12 protein-coding genes and 1 pseudogene are annotated in these 15,243 nt (G+C 64.9%); 1 reads left to right on the top strand and 12 read right to left on the bottom strand.

Translation table 11 applies throughout. The annotated features are described in order from the left end of the window. Positions 1-74: 74 nt before the first annotated feature. From BKX96_RS27520 to BKX96_RS27555, 8 genes are all read right to left on the bottom strand, one after another. On the bottom strand, positions 75-1,217 hold the full coding sequence (locus tag BKX96_RS27520; protein ID WP_077185983.1) for an acyl-CoA dehydrogenase family protein: 1,143 nt from the start codon (positions 1,215-1,217) through the stop codon (positions 75-77). Continuing rightward, a complete protein-coding gene (locus tag BKX96_RS27525) occupies positions 1,214-2,419 on the bottom strand; it encodes an acyl-CoA dehydrogenase family protein (RefSeq protein ID WP_077185984.1) in 1,206 nt (401 codons plus the stop codon). Before BKX96_RS27525 ends, BKX96_RS27520 begins: the two co-directional genes overlap by 4 nt. A 65-nt stretch (positions 2,420-2,484) precedes the next feature. Then, on the bottom strand, positions 2,485-3,654 hold the full coding sequence (locus BKX96_RS27530; protein ID WP_046817042.1) for an acyl-CoA dehydrogenase family protein: 1,170 nt from the start codon (positions 3,652-3,654) through the stop codon (positions 2,485-2,487). A gap of 10 nt (positions 3,655-3,664) precedes the next feature. Continuing rightward, positions 3,665-4,843, bottom strand: coding sequence for a lipid-transfer protein (locus tag BKX96_RS27535; protein WP_046817041.1), 1,179 nt, complete (start codon positions 4,841-4,843; stop codon positions 3,665-3,667). A 17-nt stretch (positions 4,844-4,860) separates the two neighbouring features. Beyond that, on the bottom strand, positions 4,861-5,280 hold the full coding sequence (locus BKX96_RS27540) for a MaoC family dehydratase (RefSeq protein WP_046817040.1): 420 nt from the start codon (positions 5,278-5,280) through the stop codon (positions 4,861-4,863). Further along, entirely contained in the window at positions 5,252-6,385 is a 1,134-nt protein-coding gene (locus tag BKX96_RS27545; RefSeq protein WP_077185985.1) for an acyl-CoA dehydrogenase family protein, read from the bottom strand. Before BKX96_RS27545 ends, BKX96_RS27540 begins: the two co-directional genes overlap by 29 nt. A 9-nt stretch (positions 6,386-6,394) precedes the next feature. After that, positions 6,395-7,363, bottom strand: a complete 969-nt coding sequence (locus tag BKX96_RS27550; RefSeq protein ID WP_082240512.1) for a bifunctional MaoC family dehydratase N-terminal/OB-fold nucleic acid binding domain-containing protein — start codon at positions 7,361-7,363, stop codon at positions 6,395-6,397. A gap of 56 nt (positions 7,364-7,419) precedes the next feature. Then, positions 7,420-8,205: an SDR family oxidoreductase gene (locus BKX96_RS27555; RefSeq protein ID WP_046817037.1), complete on the bottom strand. Its 786-nt coding sequence runs from the start codon at positions 8,203-8,205 to the stop codon at positions 7,420-7,422. Between the two features lie 140 nt (positions 8,206-8,345). Between BKX96_RS27555 and BKX96_RS27560 the strand changes: the two genes are divergently transcribed. Continuing rightward, on the top strand, positions 8,346-9,131 hold the full coding sequence (locus BKX96_RS27560) for an enoyl-CoA hydratase (RefSeq protein WP_046817036.1): 786 nt from the start codon (positions 8,346-8,348) through the stop codon (positions 9,129-9,131). A gap of 147 nt (positions 9,132-9,278) precedes the next feature. On the opposite strand, the pseudogene BKX96_RS27565 reads toward BKX96_RS27560, so the two are convergent. The 4 genes and pseudogenes from BKX96_RS27565 to BKX96_RS27580 form a co-directional block, all read right to left on the bottom strand. Next, a pseudogene (locus BKX96_RS27565) lies at positions 9,279-9,515 on the bottom strand (DUF6124 family protein); the annotation flags it as partial. A 55-nt stretch (positions 9,516-9,570) separates the two neighbouring features. Then, positions 9,571-10,353, bottom strand: coding sequence for a glucose 1-dehydrogenase (locus BKX96_RS27570; RefSeq protein ID WP_077185987.1), 783 nt, complete (start codon positions 10,351-10,353; stop codon positions 9,571-9,573). After that, positions 10,350-12,050, bottom strand: a complete 1,701-nt coding sequence (locus BKX96_RS27575; RefSeq protein WP_077185988.1) for an FAD-binding protein — start codon at positions 12,048-12,050, stop codon at positions 10,350-10,352. Before BKX96_RS27575 ends, BKX96_RS27570 begins: the two co-directional genes overlap by 4 nt. Before the next feature lie 8 nt (positions 12,051-12,058). Next, positions 12,059-13,768, bottom strand: coding sequence for an FAD-binding protein (locus tag BKX96_RS27580; protein WP_077185989.1), 1,710 nt, complete (start codon positions 13,766-13,768; stop codon positions 12,059-12,061). Between the last annotated feature and the right edge of the window lie 1,475 nt (positions 13,769-15,243).

Genomic DNA, 15,243 nt, shown 5'->3' on the forward strand with positions numbered 1-15,243 from the left:
TCCCACAGGGTGGTGAGTCGTACTCACCTGTTGGGGACACCAGCAACCCTTGTGGGAGCGGGCAAGCCAGGCTCCTACGCGTTAGTGGCGTAGCGTTCGCAATGGAAATCCCGGTCGCCCAGGCAGCTCTGCGCCACGCGCACGCGCTTGAGGTACAGGCCGACATCCAGTTCATCGGTGACGCCAATGCCGCCGTGCATCTGCACCGCTTCGTTGGCGACCTTGATTGCCGTGTCACCGGCTTTCCATTTCGCCAGGCTGACCAGGCGAGCGCGGGCCCCGGCATCGAGGCTGGCGTCGTCCAGGGTCGCCAGCGCGGCCATCAGGGCGCTGCGGCTGAGCGCCAGGTCGACGTACAGTTGCGCGGCGCGGTGTTGCAGGACCTGGAAGGTGCCAATCGGCGTGTCGAACTGCACGCGGGTCTTGAGGTACTCCAGGGTGGTTTCGAACAGTCGCTCGGCCATGCCCAACAGCTCTGCGGCCAGACAGGTGCGACCACGGTCCAGGACGGTTTCCAGCGCAGCCCAGCCCTCACCCAAGGTGCCCAGTAGCGCATCGCTGCCCAGTTGCACGCCGTCCAGTTGCAGGCGTGCGCAGTTGCGCGAATCGATCAGCGCCAGGGCGCTGACGGTCAGGCCCTTCGTATCCGCCGGCACCAGGAACAGACTGATGCCCTGGGTCTCACCCGGCTGCCCGGAGGTGCGCGCCGCCACCACATAGGCGTCGGCACCGAGGCCGTCGACCACCCAGAACTTGTCGCCGTGCAAGCGATAGCCCTGCCCTTCGGCCTTGGCCTCAAGGGCAATGCGACGCGGGTCATGGCGCGACTGTTCGTCAACGGCCAGGGCCAGGCGCTGTTCGCCACCGATCAGCGCTGGCAACCACTGCGCCTGCTGCGCCGAATTGCCTGCCAGCTGCACCAGCGAACCGCCCAGTACCACGCTGGACAACAGTGGCGTGGCCGACAGATTACGGCCCATGGATTCGAAGATCGGCCCAAGGCCCTTGCAACCGAAATCCAGGCCACCGAACGCTTCGGGAAAGGCGATCGCACTCCAGCCCAGCCCCACCGCGTCACGCCACAGTTGCGGGTCGAAACCCAGGGCTACCGCCTCATCGCGCAGTCGACGCTGGGCACTCACTGGGCTGCGGGCGGCGAGAAAGTCCCGGGCGCTGTCGGCCAGCAGGCGCTGGTCATCGTTATAACGCAGGCTCATGGGGTGACTCCTTTTTTTGCGTCGGGCAAGCCCAGCACACGCTTGGCGATGACGTTCAACTGGACCTCCGAAGACCCACCGGAAATGGTCAGCGCATAGCTGTTCAACCAGGAGCGGGTCACCGCCAGTTGCTGCTCGCTGAACGTCGCACTTTCCCAACCGAAGGCATGCCCGGACATGGCATCGAGCAGCACTTCGAACTTGTCGCGCTCCTGTTCGGTGTGCGTAAGCTTCATGATCGACATCAGGCCGCCGATGTCATCGCCGGCCCGCGCCTGTTCACCCATGCGCTGTACAGTCAGGTTGTAGGCCTGCTCGTTCATCGCACAGGCCGTGGCCCGCGCCTGCAAAGCGTGCTCGCTCTGACTCTGTGGCGCCGGCACGTACTCGCGCATCAGGGCCAGCAGGTCGAAGTGCGACGGCAGGCTGAATTCGCCGAATTTCGACATCGCCTTGCGTTCGTGCTGCAGCAGGTACTTGGCCAGGTTCCAGCCACCGTTCAACGGCCCGATCAACTGGCTCTTGGGCACCTTCACGCTGTCGAAGAACACCTGGCAAAACGCCGACTTGCCGCTGATCAGATCGATCGGTTGCGGCTTGACGCCGGGGCTGCGCATGTCCAGCACGATCAGGCTGATGCCCTCGTGTTTTGGTGCGCTGAAGTCGGTGCGCACCAGGGCATACATCCAGTCGGATTTGTCGCCGTAGGAGGTCCAGATCTTGCTGCCATCCACCACAAAGTGGTCACCGGCATCGCGGGCGGCCATTTTCAGGCTGGCCAGGTCGGAGCCGGCGTTCGGCTCGGAGAAGCCCTGGCACCAGCGCACTTCACCGCGGGCAATTGGCGGCAGCAGGTCGCGTTTCTGTTGCTCGCTGCCGTAGGCCAACAACACCGGGCCGAGCATCCAGATGCCCAGGTTGATCTGCGGCGGCCGGCACTTGAGGCGGCGCATCTCGCTTTCCAGCACCGCCAGTTGTTCATCGCTCAGGCCCGCGCCGCCATATTCCTCGGGCCACTCGGGGCAGAACCAGCGCTTGTCACGCATGCGTTCGAACCACAGGCGCGCGTCTTCACAGGGAAACTGCGGGTTCTGGCTGCCCCACACCACATCGCCTTCAGCCATGCCGGTGCGCATCGACGGCGGGCAGTTGGCCTCCAGCCAGGCGCGGGTGTCCTGGCGAAATTGCTCGATAGTGCTCATGAAAGTCCCCTTCGACCCGCCCCGGAGCCGGGGCGAGTACGGTTCTTGTTGTTGATGGACGAGCGTCAGCGTTGGGTGCGCGGCATGCCGAGGCCAAACTGGGCGATCAGTTCGCGCTGGATCTCATTGGTGCCGCCGCCAAAGGTCAGGGTCGTTGCAGAGCGCAACTCATACTCCAGGTCACCCTCCAACAGCGTCGCCGCCGAACCGCTGCGCATCGAGCCATTGGCACCGACGATCGCCGCCAGCTTGCGCAGGATCTCGATGGCCGACTCCGAGCCGAACACCTTGGTGGTCGAACTCAGCGCGACGCTCATGCGGTCGAGTTCGAGGTCGGCGGCGATGCGCATGTTGATCAGGCGCATCGCCTCCAGGCGCGCATAACACTCGGCCAGCGAGCTGCGCACCCAGGCCTTGTCCATCGCCCGACGGCCCTGTTCATCGCGGGCCCGCGCCCACAGGTAGACCCGGCGAAACAGCGCCACCACCTTGTCCGACCAGGTACCCAGGCCCAGGCGTTCGTGGTTCAACTGCGAGGTGATGAGTTTCCAGCCACCGTGCAACTCGCCCACCAGCATCTCGTTGGGCACCCGCACGTTGTCGTAGTAAGTGGCCGCCGTCGGATTGCCGACGGTGTGGATCAGGGTGTGGGAGAAACCCGGCGTCGTGGTATCGACGATCAGCAGCGAAATGCCTTTGTGCCGCGCCTGGGTCGGATCGGTACGGGCCGCCAGCCAGACGAAATCGGCCGATTCGGCGCCCGAGGTCCACAGCTTGTTGCCATTGACCAAAAAGCCTTCTGCGTCCTGGCGAGCACTGGTTTTCAGCACCGCCAGATCGCTGCCGGCGTCGGGTTCGGAGTAACCGATGGCGAACATGATTTCGCCCGCGGCGATCCCGGGCAGGAAACGCTCTTTCTGCAGTTCGCTGCCATGGGCCATCAAGGCAGGGCCCACGGTACTGATGGTCACGAACGGCAGCGGCGCACCGGCGATGTTGGCTTCTTCGAAGAAGATCAACTGTTCGGTGGCGGCGTAGCCCTGGCCGCCATGGGCCTTGGGCCAGCCGACCGCGAGCCAGCCGTCGCGGCCCATCTGGCGGATGGTCTGGCGATACAGCTCGCCGCCTTCCTTGCCGCGCAACTGCTCGCGCATGTCCTTGGTCATCAGGGCCTGGAAATAGTCCCGCACCTTGTGGCGCAGGGCATGTTGTTCGGGAGTGAGGTCGACGAACATCTGCTGCTCCTTAGGCTGCGCCGAGAATCAGGCCGCTGGTGGGTACGCCGGTACCGGCGGTGACCAGCACGTTCTGCACATCTGCCACCTGGTTGACGGCCGTGCCACGCACTTGGCGCACCGCTTCGGCGATGCCGTTCATGCCGTGGATGTAGGCTTCGCCCAGTTGCCCGCCGTGGGTGTTGATCGGCAGTTTGCCGCCACGGGCATGGTGCCCGGCGCGGATGAATTCCTTGGCCTCACCGCGTTTGACGAAGCCGAACTCTTCGAGCTGCGGCAGCACGAACGGGGTGAAGTGGTCGTAGATCACCGCGGTCTGGAACGATTCAGGGCCCAGGCCCGACTGGCGATACAGCTCGCGGGCGACCACGCCCATTTCCGGCAGCCCGGTGATGTCGTCGCGGTAGAATGAAGTCATGCTCTGCTGGCCGTGGCTGATGCCTTGGGAACCGGCCTTGATGCTCACCGGTTTCTGCCGCAGGTCACGGGCGCGTTCGGCCGAGGTGATGACCATCGCCACGGCGCCATCAGACTCCTGGCAGCAATCGAGCAGGTGCAGCGGTTCGCAGATCCAGCGCGAGGCCTGGTGTTCTTCCAGGGTGATCGGCTTGCCGTGGAAAAACGCCTGGGGGTTGGTCGCGGCGAAATCCCGCGCAGCCACCGCGATCCGGCCGAAATCTTCGCTGGTGGCACCATAGGTGTGCATGTAGCGCTGGGCGAACATGCCGACCCAGGCGGCCGGTGTATGGAAGCCGTGGGGCATGTACCAGCCGTAGTTGACGTTGTCGAAGATCGGCGACGCCGCGAAGCCGTAGTTGCCGGTGCCGAAGCGATACCAGGAACGCTCGTTCATGGCCCGGTAGACCACCACCACTTTCGCCACCCCGGTGGCCACCGCCATCGCCGCGTGCATCACCGGCCCGCAGGCCGCGCCACCGCCATGGGGTACCTGGGAGAAGAACTTGACGTCCTTGCAGCCGAGTAAACGGGCGATTTCGTACTCCGGGACCTTGTCCACCGAGTAGGAGCTGAAGCCCTCGACCTCGGACGGGTCGATGCCGGCATCCTTGAGCGCACTCAAGGTGGCCTCCATGGCCAGGCGCAGTTCGGTGCGTCCGGAGTTCTTGGAAAATTCGGTCGCGCCCAGGCCAACGATCGCGGCGCGCCCGGAAATCGATGAATCAGTCATCTGTGTCTCTCCGGCTGTCAGGGCAGGACCAGCGCGACCGTGCCGGTCACGTGGTTACCCATGGAATTTTTGCCGCTCAAGGTGATTTCCACCGAGCGGGTATCGGCGTCGAGTGCGCTGACGCTGCCGTTGAAGGTCATGCAGTCGCCGGGATAATTCGGCGCGCCGAGCTTGATTTTCAGCGCGGTGAACTGCGCCAGCGGCCCGGCCCACTGCTCGATGAACCGCTGCACCAACCCGTTGGTGGTGAGGATGTTCATGAACACGTGGGGCGAACCCAGGGCACGGGCCGCCTCGGCGTCGTGGTGACCGGGGAAGTAGTCACGGGTGGCAATCGCGCCGCCGTTGATCAGGGTCACCGTGATTGGCACCGCGAGCTCCGGCAGTGCTTCGCCGGGGCGCACGTCTTCAAAGCGCTTGGTGTTCTTCGAGGTCATATTTCCATCCCAGCTTGTCGTTATCGTTGAGCCAGTCGCCCAGGCGTTCCAGGTTTGCCGCCGAGCCACCCAAGGCAAGGGACAGGCCGCGACTCCAGTAGAGAAAACGGTGGATCGGGTACGTCAGGTCGACGCCGATGCCGCCATGCACGTGCTGCGCGATATGGCCGATGCGGTGCCCCGCTTCACAGGCCAGCCAGGCCGTGGCCAGTGCTTCACTGGGCGCCGGCAAGTCGGCATCGATGCGGTAGGCCAATTGCCACAGCGTGGTGCGCAAGGCTTCGACGGCGATATGGGTGTCGGCCATGCTCATCTGCACCGCCTGGAAGCTGCCGATGACGCGCTCGAACTGCCGGCGCTCGCTGACATAGGCCACGGTGCGACGAATCTGCTCTTCGCTAACCCCCAGTTGCAGGGCTGCCAATGCCGCTGTGCAACGCAGCTCCAGCCAGGCGACGGCCTCGACCGGCAACAGCGCGGTGGCGTTCACGGTCAAGCCTTCGATGTGCAGGTCCGCGGCGGCTTCGCCATGGGTCAGCACCGCCGACACCCGTCGAATCTCAGGGGCCGCCAGGTCGAGCAACAGCAGGCGCGGCTGCCCTTCGGCCTGTACCAGCACCAGTGCAGCGCTGGCCTGGTCACCCAGGGACAAGGCCGCGACCCGGCCATCGATCGACCAGCCCCCGGGGTTCGCCTGCGCCTGCAACTCAATGCCCCGAGCACTGCTCAAGCCATCCATGGACAGGCTCAGCAGCGCCTCGCCGGACGCCGCCTTGGCCACCCACCCGGCACTGTCGCCCGCGCCGAAACGGGCCAGGGTCGCGGCCGCCAATTGATGGCGCCACAACGGCACCTGGGCCAGGGCCTTGCCCTGGGCCTGCAGTACCAGCATCAGCTCGGTCATGCCCAGGCCGCTGCCGCCGTGCTCTTCGGGAATGGCCAGGGCGTGCAGCCCGGTCTCGATGCACAGCGCCCACAGAGGCGCCATCATCGATTCGCCGCTGGTGTCCCACTGGCGCATGTACTCGTCATGGCAATGGTCGACAAACAGGCCGTCGGCCATCTGCGCAATGGCGCGCTGGTCTTCGCTCAATTCGAAATCCATGGATGGCTCCTATGCCTCTACCGGCCGGAACATCGGCAGGGTCTGTTGGTCATCGAAGGTCTGGAACTCGACCTGCAAACGCTGGCCGATCTGCAGTTGGTCACGCTCGACACCGACCAGACCGGCGATCAGGCGCACGCCCTCCGCAAGCTCGATCAGGCCGATCGGGTTGGGGTAATCGAACGGCGGCACCTCGGGGTAGTGCATCACCACGAACGAATACAAGGTGGCGCGGCCGCTGGCCTCGAGGGTGTCCCAGTCAAAGCTGTGGCACTGGATGCACACGGGAGCCGGTGGATGGCGCAGGGTCTGGCAGGCGGTGCAGCGCTGGATCAGCAACTGACCCTTCGCGCAGCCTTCCCAGAAGAACCGGGTGTCGTCGCTGATGCCCGGCAGCGGGCGCTTGGCCTTGGCCGGCGCCGCTTCAACCTTGGCCGGTGCCTGGGCATTGGCCGCGCGGAACTTGAATACACGAAACAGCAGCTCGCCCACCGGCTCGTCGCCGCCGGCTTTTTCGACGAAGTGGCTCATCACCAGGGTGACGAAAAAGCCAGTGCCCAGGGCGGTGGTTTTCTCGTCGCCCACCGAATCCAGGCGCGTGGTGTAGTAAAGCTTTTCCCCCAGGCGCAGCGGGCGGGTGAAGCTCAGCTCGGAGTTCACCGCCACCGTGGAGGCGTAGCCGTAGGCTTCCATTTCCTTGAGCACCTCGTAAGGGTTCTCGTTGGTGGAGCCAGGCGGATAGTTGTTGGCGTGCAGGCCTTCCATGGTCCACACCTGCAGCATCGCAGGCGGCGCGATCAGGCCCTCATGTTGGGTGCCCAGGGCAAAACCTGCGTCGGTGTACAGCGGGTTGTCCACGCCCATGACTTCGCACCACTGGCGAATCATCGGGGCATTGACCTCGTCCCAGGCGTACACGCGGCCGTACTCGCGCCCCACCAGGGCGCGCACATTGGATAGCAATTGTGGATCAGCCAAAGTCGTCTCCTTCACATTGAAGGCGGCCACCGAACCCGGTCGCCGCAATAGGTCGATCAGGTGGGCAGCACCTGCGCGGCGCCGAGAAATGCCGGGCGTTCACCACCGCCATGCAGCAACAGGTTGCAACCGCTGGCGTAACCGGCCAGCGGTGATGCGATGTAGAGGCAGGCGTTGGCAATGTCTTCGGCCACCGCCATGCGCCCGGCCGGAATGCCGGCAGCGACGGCGGCGATGCCGGCTTCGGAGCCGTAGTGCAGATGTGCCTGATCGGTCAGCACCAGTCCCGGGCTGACCGTGACCACCCGCACCTTGGGCCCCCACTCCACCGCCAGCGATTGCACCAGCGCCAGCACCCCGGCCTTGGCCGCGCCGTAGGCAGCGGTGCCTGGCGAGGAACGCAGAGCACTGATGCTGCCGATAAAGACGATGCAACCGCCCTGCGTCTGCGCCTGCATCAGCCGGTTGGCGTGCTGGGCGACATTGAGCGGCGCGATCAGGTTCAGGCCGATGATGCTTTCGTGAAACCGCGGCGAGGCCGTGGCCGCGTCTGTGGCAGGGCTGCCGCCGGCGTTGTTGATCACCACGTCGAGGCGGCCAAAGTCGCGTTCGATGGTGGCGAACAGGCGTTGCAGGGAATCGTGGTCGCGCACATCAGTGGCAATGAAGGTTGCGCGCTTGCCACCCACTGTCGGCACCTGCTCAGGTTCGCGCCGGGCACAGACGATCACCCGTGCGTTCGCAGCGAGAAATCCCAGCGCGATACCGGCGCCGATGCCTTTGGTGCCACCGGTGATCAGCACCACCTTGCCGCTGTAATCAAGACCCGAATGCAGCTCCATCATGTGCTCCTTTTCTACTGACAAGAGCCACTCTAGGGACGAACCTGGGGCCAAACTACGTCTGAACGGACGATGAAAATTCAGCGCCGTGAACAGGACACTGGCGCCATTCACACCTTGCCTGGTCTTCGAAGATGCCCATGTCCGACTCATCCGCTGCACCGGTTCTGCTCGAACGTCCCCTGCCCGGCGTGGCCCTGCTGCGGCTCAACCGCCCGCAAGCGACCAATGCCTTGAGCCTGGAACTGCAGGCGCTGCTGTCGCGGTATTTCAGTGAGCTGGCGATCGACCCCGACGTGCGCTGCATCGTGCTGACCGGCGGTGACAAGGTGTTCGCCGCCGGTGGCGACATCAACAGCATGGCCGGGGTCGGTGCCATCGATATCTACAAGCGCCACACCGAACGGGTCTGGGGGCCGATCCAGCACTGCCCGAAACCGGTGATCGCGGCCGTCTGCGGCTACGCCTACGGCGGCGGTTGCGAGCTGGCGATGCACGCCGACCTGATCGTCGCCGGACGTAGCGCGCGCTTCTGCCAACCGGAAATCCGCATCGGCATCATGCCCGGCATCGGCGGCACCCAACGCCTGGTGCGCGCGGTGGGCAAGGTCAAGGCGATGCGCATGGCGCTCACCGGCCAACCGATCAGTGCCGAGGACGCCTGGGTGGCCGGGCTGGTCAGCGACCTGGTGGACGATGACCAGGTCCAGGCCCACGCCCTGGAACTGGCGCGCGTCATCGCCGCGATGCCGGCCCTGGCCGCCGAACAGATCAAGGAAGTGATCCTGGCCGGCATGGACGCCCCGCTGGAAGCCGGCCTGGCTTTGGAACGCAAGGCCAATGCATTGCTGTTCGCGTCACGGGATCAGAAGGAAGGCATGCAGGCGTTTATCGAAAAACGTCCGGCGCGGTTTGAGGGGTACTAGCAAAAAACCTGCTCGCGAAGGGGCCTGCCATTCAACTTCTCTGTTGGCTGACCCACCGCCATCGCGAGCAGGCTCGCTCCCACAGGGGTTTCTGCAGGTTTTGCGTTCCCCTGCAGGAGCTAGCGCAGGCTGCGATCTTTTGATCTTCTAGACAGCCCGATCAATCCGATCCAGCGCCCGATTCACCGCCAGTTCCCCCAGCATGATGACCTGGGCAATCCCCAGCAGGGAATTGCGACTGGTCCCTGCCATATGATCCGCCAGATCCAGCGTCATCACATTGGCCGAAGCCAGCGACTCACAGGCATGGGCCAGCAAGGTTTCGGTATCGAGCTCCGGGTTGACGATGAACATGGTGCAAAGCTTGCGAGGTTTGACTGTGACACCGCGTCATCGTTCTTCGCCGGCAAGCCTGGCTCCCACGGGGCCACCTAAGCCGCTAGATACTCATCACCATCTGCCCACTATCAACACGCAATTCAACACCATTGATCGCCCGAGCCTCATCGCTGGCCAGGAACAACACGCTGGCCGCCACGTCTTCGGGCCGGCACATGCGGTTCATTGGGTCGCTGTCGATAGTCAGGCGGTTGGGGTCGACGCCTTCGGGGAAGCCGCCGCGGGTCATGTCGGTGAGTACGCCGTCGGGGTGCAGGGTGTTGCAGCGGATGCGGTATTTGCGCCGCCGGCACATCACCGCCACCGAACGCGACAACGCCGCCACCGCCCCTTTCGAAGCGCTGTAGGCAAGGTAATCGTCGCGCCCGGCCAGGGCCGCGATGGACGACAGGTTGATGATCGAACCTCCGCTGTCCTTCATCAACGCGATGCCTTCACGGCAGCCCAGGAACACGCTGTCGGCGTTCACGCGCATTACTTTGTGCCAATCCGCCAGGCTGGTTTCCTCGATCGAGCCGGCGATCAGGATGCCGGCGTTGTTGACCAGGATATCCAGGCGACCGTAGCGCTCGCGCACATGGTCGATGACCTGGCGCCACTGGTCTTCGCTGCTGACGTCGTGGCGGACGAAGGCGGCCGTCGGTCCGATTTCAGCCGCCAGCGCCTGGCCGGCCTCGACGTCCAGGTCGCTGATCAGCACCTGGGCACCTTCGGCGGCCAGCAGGCGCGCGCTGGCAGCGCCGATACCCCTGGCGCCGCCGGTGATCAGTGCAACCTTGCCGTGGACCCGTCCGTTCTTGTTGGTTTGATCGAGGGTCATCATGTTATCTCGTGTGCGTGGGTGGTTTGCGGTTGCTGGTTGTGCGCGCGGGCGACGGCGGCACCGGCTCGACGGCCGGAGAACACGCAGTCGGCCAGGGACAGGCCACTGATGTACAGGTGCGAAGGGATGCCCAGGGCGCTGCGACCGGCCGCGTACAGGCCACTGATGGCCTGGCCTTGCGGGTCCAGCACCGCGCCGCTGCGCTCATCCACGCGCAAGCCGCCCAGGGTCAGGGCGCCCAGGGGGAATACCGGATTGGTCACCGAGATATCGCAGGCATAGAACGGCCCCTGTTCAAGCACCTGGCGCCCGCCCTCGGACTTGCCGAACGGCTCCGGCGCCTCGCCACGGGCGGCGGCGTTGGCGGCCAGTACCGAGTCGCGCAGCACGGCGGGGTCCATGGACGTCGCACTGGCCAGCTCGGTCAGGCTCTTGCCCTTGCGCACCTTGAACAGCATCAGCGCCAGGGCCGGGAAACTCTGGAACCACCAGTAGCCGCCGAACAGCGCTTCGCGGATGGCTTTCTTGCGCAACGGCGCATCCAGCACCAGCCATGCCTTGCCGCCCTGCTCTTCCATCAAGGGTTGGCCGAGGGTGGCGCCGTAGACTTCTTCATTGCAGAAGCGCCGGCCCTCGCGATTGACCACAATGCCTTTGTGCCAACTGTATGGCGGGTTGATGAAGCGCCATGCCGATACCCGCTCAAGCCCGCGGCCCTGGCCGCCGACACTGGCGCCCAGGCGCAAGCCGCTGCCATCGCAGCCGGTGGCGCCGACCTTGAAATTGCGCCGGAACTTCGGCGCGTGCTGTTCGAGCAACTGGCGATTGAAGATGAAACCGCCGGTGCTGAGGATCACCCCCTGGCGCGCCCGCACCCGGCGAGGCTGGGCGAAATCCCGTTCCAGTTGGCAGACCTTCTGGCGCAGTTTGTTGCAATAGCCGGGGGCGAAGTTCTGCAAGCGTTCGGCGCGGGTAGCCAGTCGCGCATGCAGCTGTGCTTCCTTGCTGGCTTCGGGCATGCACCAGAACTCGGCGCCCAGTACCCGCCCCTGGGCATCGGTCACCAGTCGTCGCGCCGCCGCCTGCAACAGCGTCTTCGCTCCGGCCTTCAGGCACGCGGCCTTGAGATGGGCAAACAGCACCGCGCCGCCCTGCCCCTTGCCCACGGTGCGATGCCCTCGTGGTGCAGGCGGCAAGGGACCGCCGTGGTCGGGCACCAATTCGTTACCCGAGTAATAGAGGAAGTAGCCGTCGGGCGGGTATGAGGTCTTGCCCCCACCCGGTGGCATCTGGTGGGCGTAGGGTGCGCCGTGGCTTTCCAGCCACTGCAGGTTGCTCACGCTGTCGGCACAGAAGCGCCACAGGGTATCGTCACTGACCACACCCCGGGTTTCGTGCTTGAGGTAATCGAACATGGCTTCGGGGCTGTCGTTGAAACCCGCCGCCTGTTGATGACGCGTGCCGCCACCGGCGTACACCACCCCGCCGCTCTTGGCGCTGGCGCCGCCGCCGGTGAAACGGTCGGCGATCAGTACGTCGGCACCCTGGGCGCGAGCCTCCAAGGCGGCGCAGGCACCGGCCGCACCCCAGCCGACGACCAGCACGTCGCATTGTTCATCCCAGGTCACACTGTCGCCATCGGCCACTTGCAACGGTGGCAACACGTCGGTGCTGGGGAGGTTATCGGACATTGACATGCTCCCTCCTATCGCTGGCTGGCCAGGTGGTTGGCGGCGACATAAGCGAAGGTCATCGCCGGCCCCAGGGTGCCACCGGCGCCCGGATAGCTGGTGCCCATCACCGACGCCGAGCAGTTGCCGATGGCGTACAGGCCGGCGATGGTCGAGCCGTCATCGCGCACCACCTGGGCATGTTCGTTGGTCAACAGGCCGCCCTTGGTGCCGATGTCCCCGGCGTCCAGGCGCATGGCGTAATACGGGCCTTTGCGCAGCGGCGCCAGGCATGGATTGGGCTTGATGTTGCAGTCGCCGTAATAGCGGTCGAAGACGTTGCCGCCACGGGCGAAGTCGAGGTCCACGCCGCTCTCGGCATAGCCGTTGACCTTGTTGACGGTGGCCTCCAGGCCAGCGCTGTCGACGCCGATCTGCCGGGCCAGGCCGACCAGGGTGTCAGCCTTCCAGTACAGATTGTTGAGCCACTCTTTGCGCAGGCGGCTGTCGGGCATGATCTGGCCCGGCATCAACGGACCCATGGCGTAGTTGAAGCGGAAATGCGCGTCGAAGATCACCCAGGCCGGCACCGACTTGCCGCCGGTTTTCTGGTTGTCCTGGTGCATGGCGTCGACGAATTCGAGGTACGGCGCCGCTTCGTTGACAAAGCGTTGGCCCAGGCCGTTGACCACGATGGCGCCGGGGAACGCACGTTCGGCGAAGATCCCCCGGGGTTTGTCTTCTCCCGGCACGGCAATGGTCGGTGCCCACCAGGCCCAATCCATCAACGCGGTGGCCGCGCCCTGGGCGATGCCGGCTTCCAGGGCCGCGCCTGTGTTATTGCCCGGCGGCGTCGCGCTCCAGGCCCTGCGGGTCGGCTTGGGCAGGTACTGGTCACGCAGGACCTGGTTTTGCTCAAAGCCACCGGAGGCCAGGATCACCCCCAGGCGCGCCTGCAGTTGCAACTCGGCGCCGTCACGCCGCACGGTGACGCCGCTGACCCGACCGTTATCGGTGACCAGGCCGCAGAAATCAGTGTTAAGCCACAGCGGTACGTCGCGGTCCATCAGCGAGCGGCGCAACGAAGCCACCAGCGAACTGCCCAGGGATGCCCGACGATCCATCTTGCTCTTGCGTCGCCATTTGAAGTCCAGCTTGTAGCGCAGCATCAGTTTCATGATCAAAAGGCGCCAGCCAAAACTGCGGGCCATGGCCTTGTGCGCATCGCGTGCGGTCCAGGCGATGCACCCCATCAGCAGGGTTGAAGGCGACGGCTTGCGCAGGTTCGCCAGTTCCTCACCCAACAGGCTGGTGTCGAACAGCTCCGGGTCGAGGGTCCGCCCACCGGGCAGCGCCCCCGGCAGGTGCGGATAATAATCAGGGTATTTCGCCGCCACCGCGTAGCGCACCCGGCTGATTCGGGTGAGCTGTTCGATCATCTTCGGCGCGTTGTCCAGGTAGGCTCGCAAGCGCGTTTCATCGACATGCTCGCCTGCCGCGGCCTTGAGATAGGTCAGCGCCGTGGCGTAGCTGTCGTTGCCACGCTGGCGAGCGAAGTAGTGATTGTTGGGGATCCAGATACCGCCCCCGGAGATCGCCGAGGTGCCGCCGTATTGGTCGCTTTTCTCCACCACCAGCACGCGCATACCCTGGTCGGCGAGGAACACCGCCGAAGTCATCGCACCTGCGCCCGAACCGACGACGATCACGTCGTAGTGGGTCTGAGACTGAACTTGAGCCGTCATTGTTGTTATGCCATTAGCTGAGGTCAGGAAGAAACCGCCGACCACGCAGGGTGCGCTGGCGGAGTGCAGCCCATGATCGGGGCTGCGGGGGGACGGGCTCATCGTCAAAGTGGACTAGGGGGTGGGTGGTCGTGCACACCCTGTCAATCATGCGCTCCGCTGTGGAAGCAGGCTTGCCCGCGAAAGCCAACATCTCCCACGCCTGACCTCCCAGTAAACCTGTAGGAGCTGGCTTGCCAGCGATGAGGCCGGCACAGCCAACATCTCCATCGCCTGACCCACCGCCTTCGCCGGCAAGCCGGCTCCTACAGAGGATTAGGCCCGGCGCAAATTCCGCTAGCGCCCCGTAAACCTGTAGGCGCTGGCTTGCCAGCGAAGAGGCCGACACAGCCAACATTTCCATCGCCTGACCCACCGCCTTCGCCGGCAAGCCGGCTCCTACGGAGGATTAGGCCAGACGCAAATTCCGCCAGCGCCCAGTAAACCTGTAGGCGCTGGCTTGCCAGCGAAGAGGCCGGCACAGCCAGCATCTCCCTCGCCTGACCCACCGCCTTCGCCGGCAAGCCGGCTCCTACAGTGGATTAGGCCAGACGCAAATTCCGCCAGTGCCCCGTAAACCTGTAGGAGCTGGCTTGCCAGCGATAAGGCCGGCACCGCCAACATCTCCATCGCCTGACCCACCGCCTTCGCCGGCAAGCCGGCTCCTACAGAGGATTAGGCCCGGCGCAAATTCCGCTAGCGCCCAGTAAACCTGTAGGMGCTGGCTTGCCAGCGAAGAGGCCGRCACAGCCAACATYTCCATCGCCTGACCCACCGCCTTCGCCGGCAAGCCGGCTCCTACAGWGGATTAGGCCAGACGCAAATTCCGSCAGCGCCCAGTAAACCTGTAGGMGCTGGCTTGCCAGCGAAGAGGCCGGCACAGCCAACATCTCCCTCGCCTGACCCACCGCCTTCGCCGGCAAGCCGGCTCCTACAGAGGATTAGGCCAGACGCAAATTCCGGCAACCTGTAGGCGCTGGCTTGCCAGCGATGAGGCCGGCACAGCCAACATTTCCATCGCCTGACCCACCGCCTTCGCCGGCAAGCCGGCTCCTACAGAGGATTAGGCCAGACGCAAATTCCGCCAGCGCCCAGTAAACCTGTAGGCGCTGGCTTGCCAGCGATGAGGCCGGCACAGCCAACATTTACATCGCCTGACCCACCGCCTTCGCCGGCAAGCCGGCTCCTACAGAGGATTAGGCCAGACGCAAATTCCGCCAGCGACCAGTAAACCTGTAGGCGCTGGCTTGCCAGCGATGAGGCCGGCACAGCCAACATYTCCATCGCCTGACCCACCGCCTTCGCCGGCAAGCCGGCTCCTACAGAGGATTAGGCCAGACGCAAATTCCGCCAGCGCCCCGTAAACCTGTAGGAGCTGGCTTGCCAGCGAARAGGCCGACACAGCCAACATCTCCATCGCCTGACCCACCGCCTYC

The sequence above is a fragment of the Pseudomonas putida genome, from assembly GCF_001976065.1.
In the GTDB taxonomy this organism is placed as follows: domain Bacteria; phylum Pseudomonadota; class Gammaproteobacteria; order Pseudomonadales; family Pseudomonadaceae; genus Aquipseudomonas; species Aquipseudomonas serbica.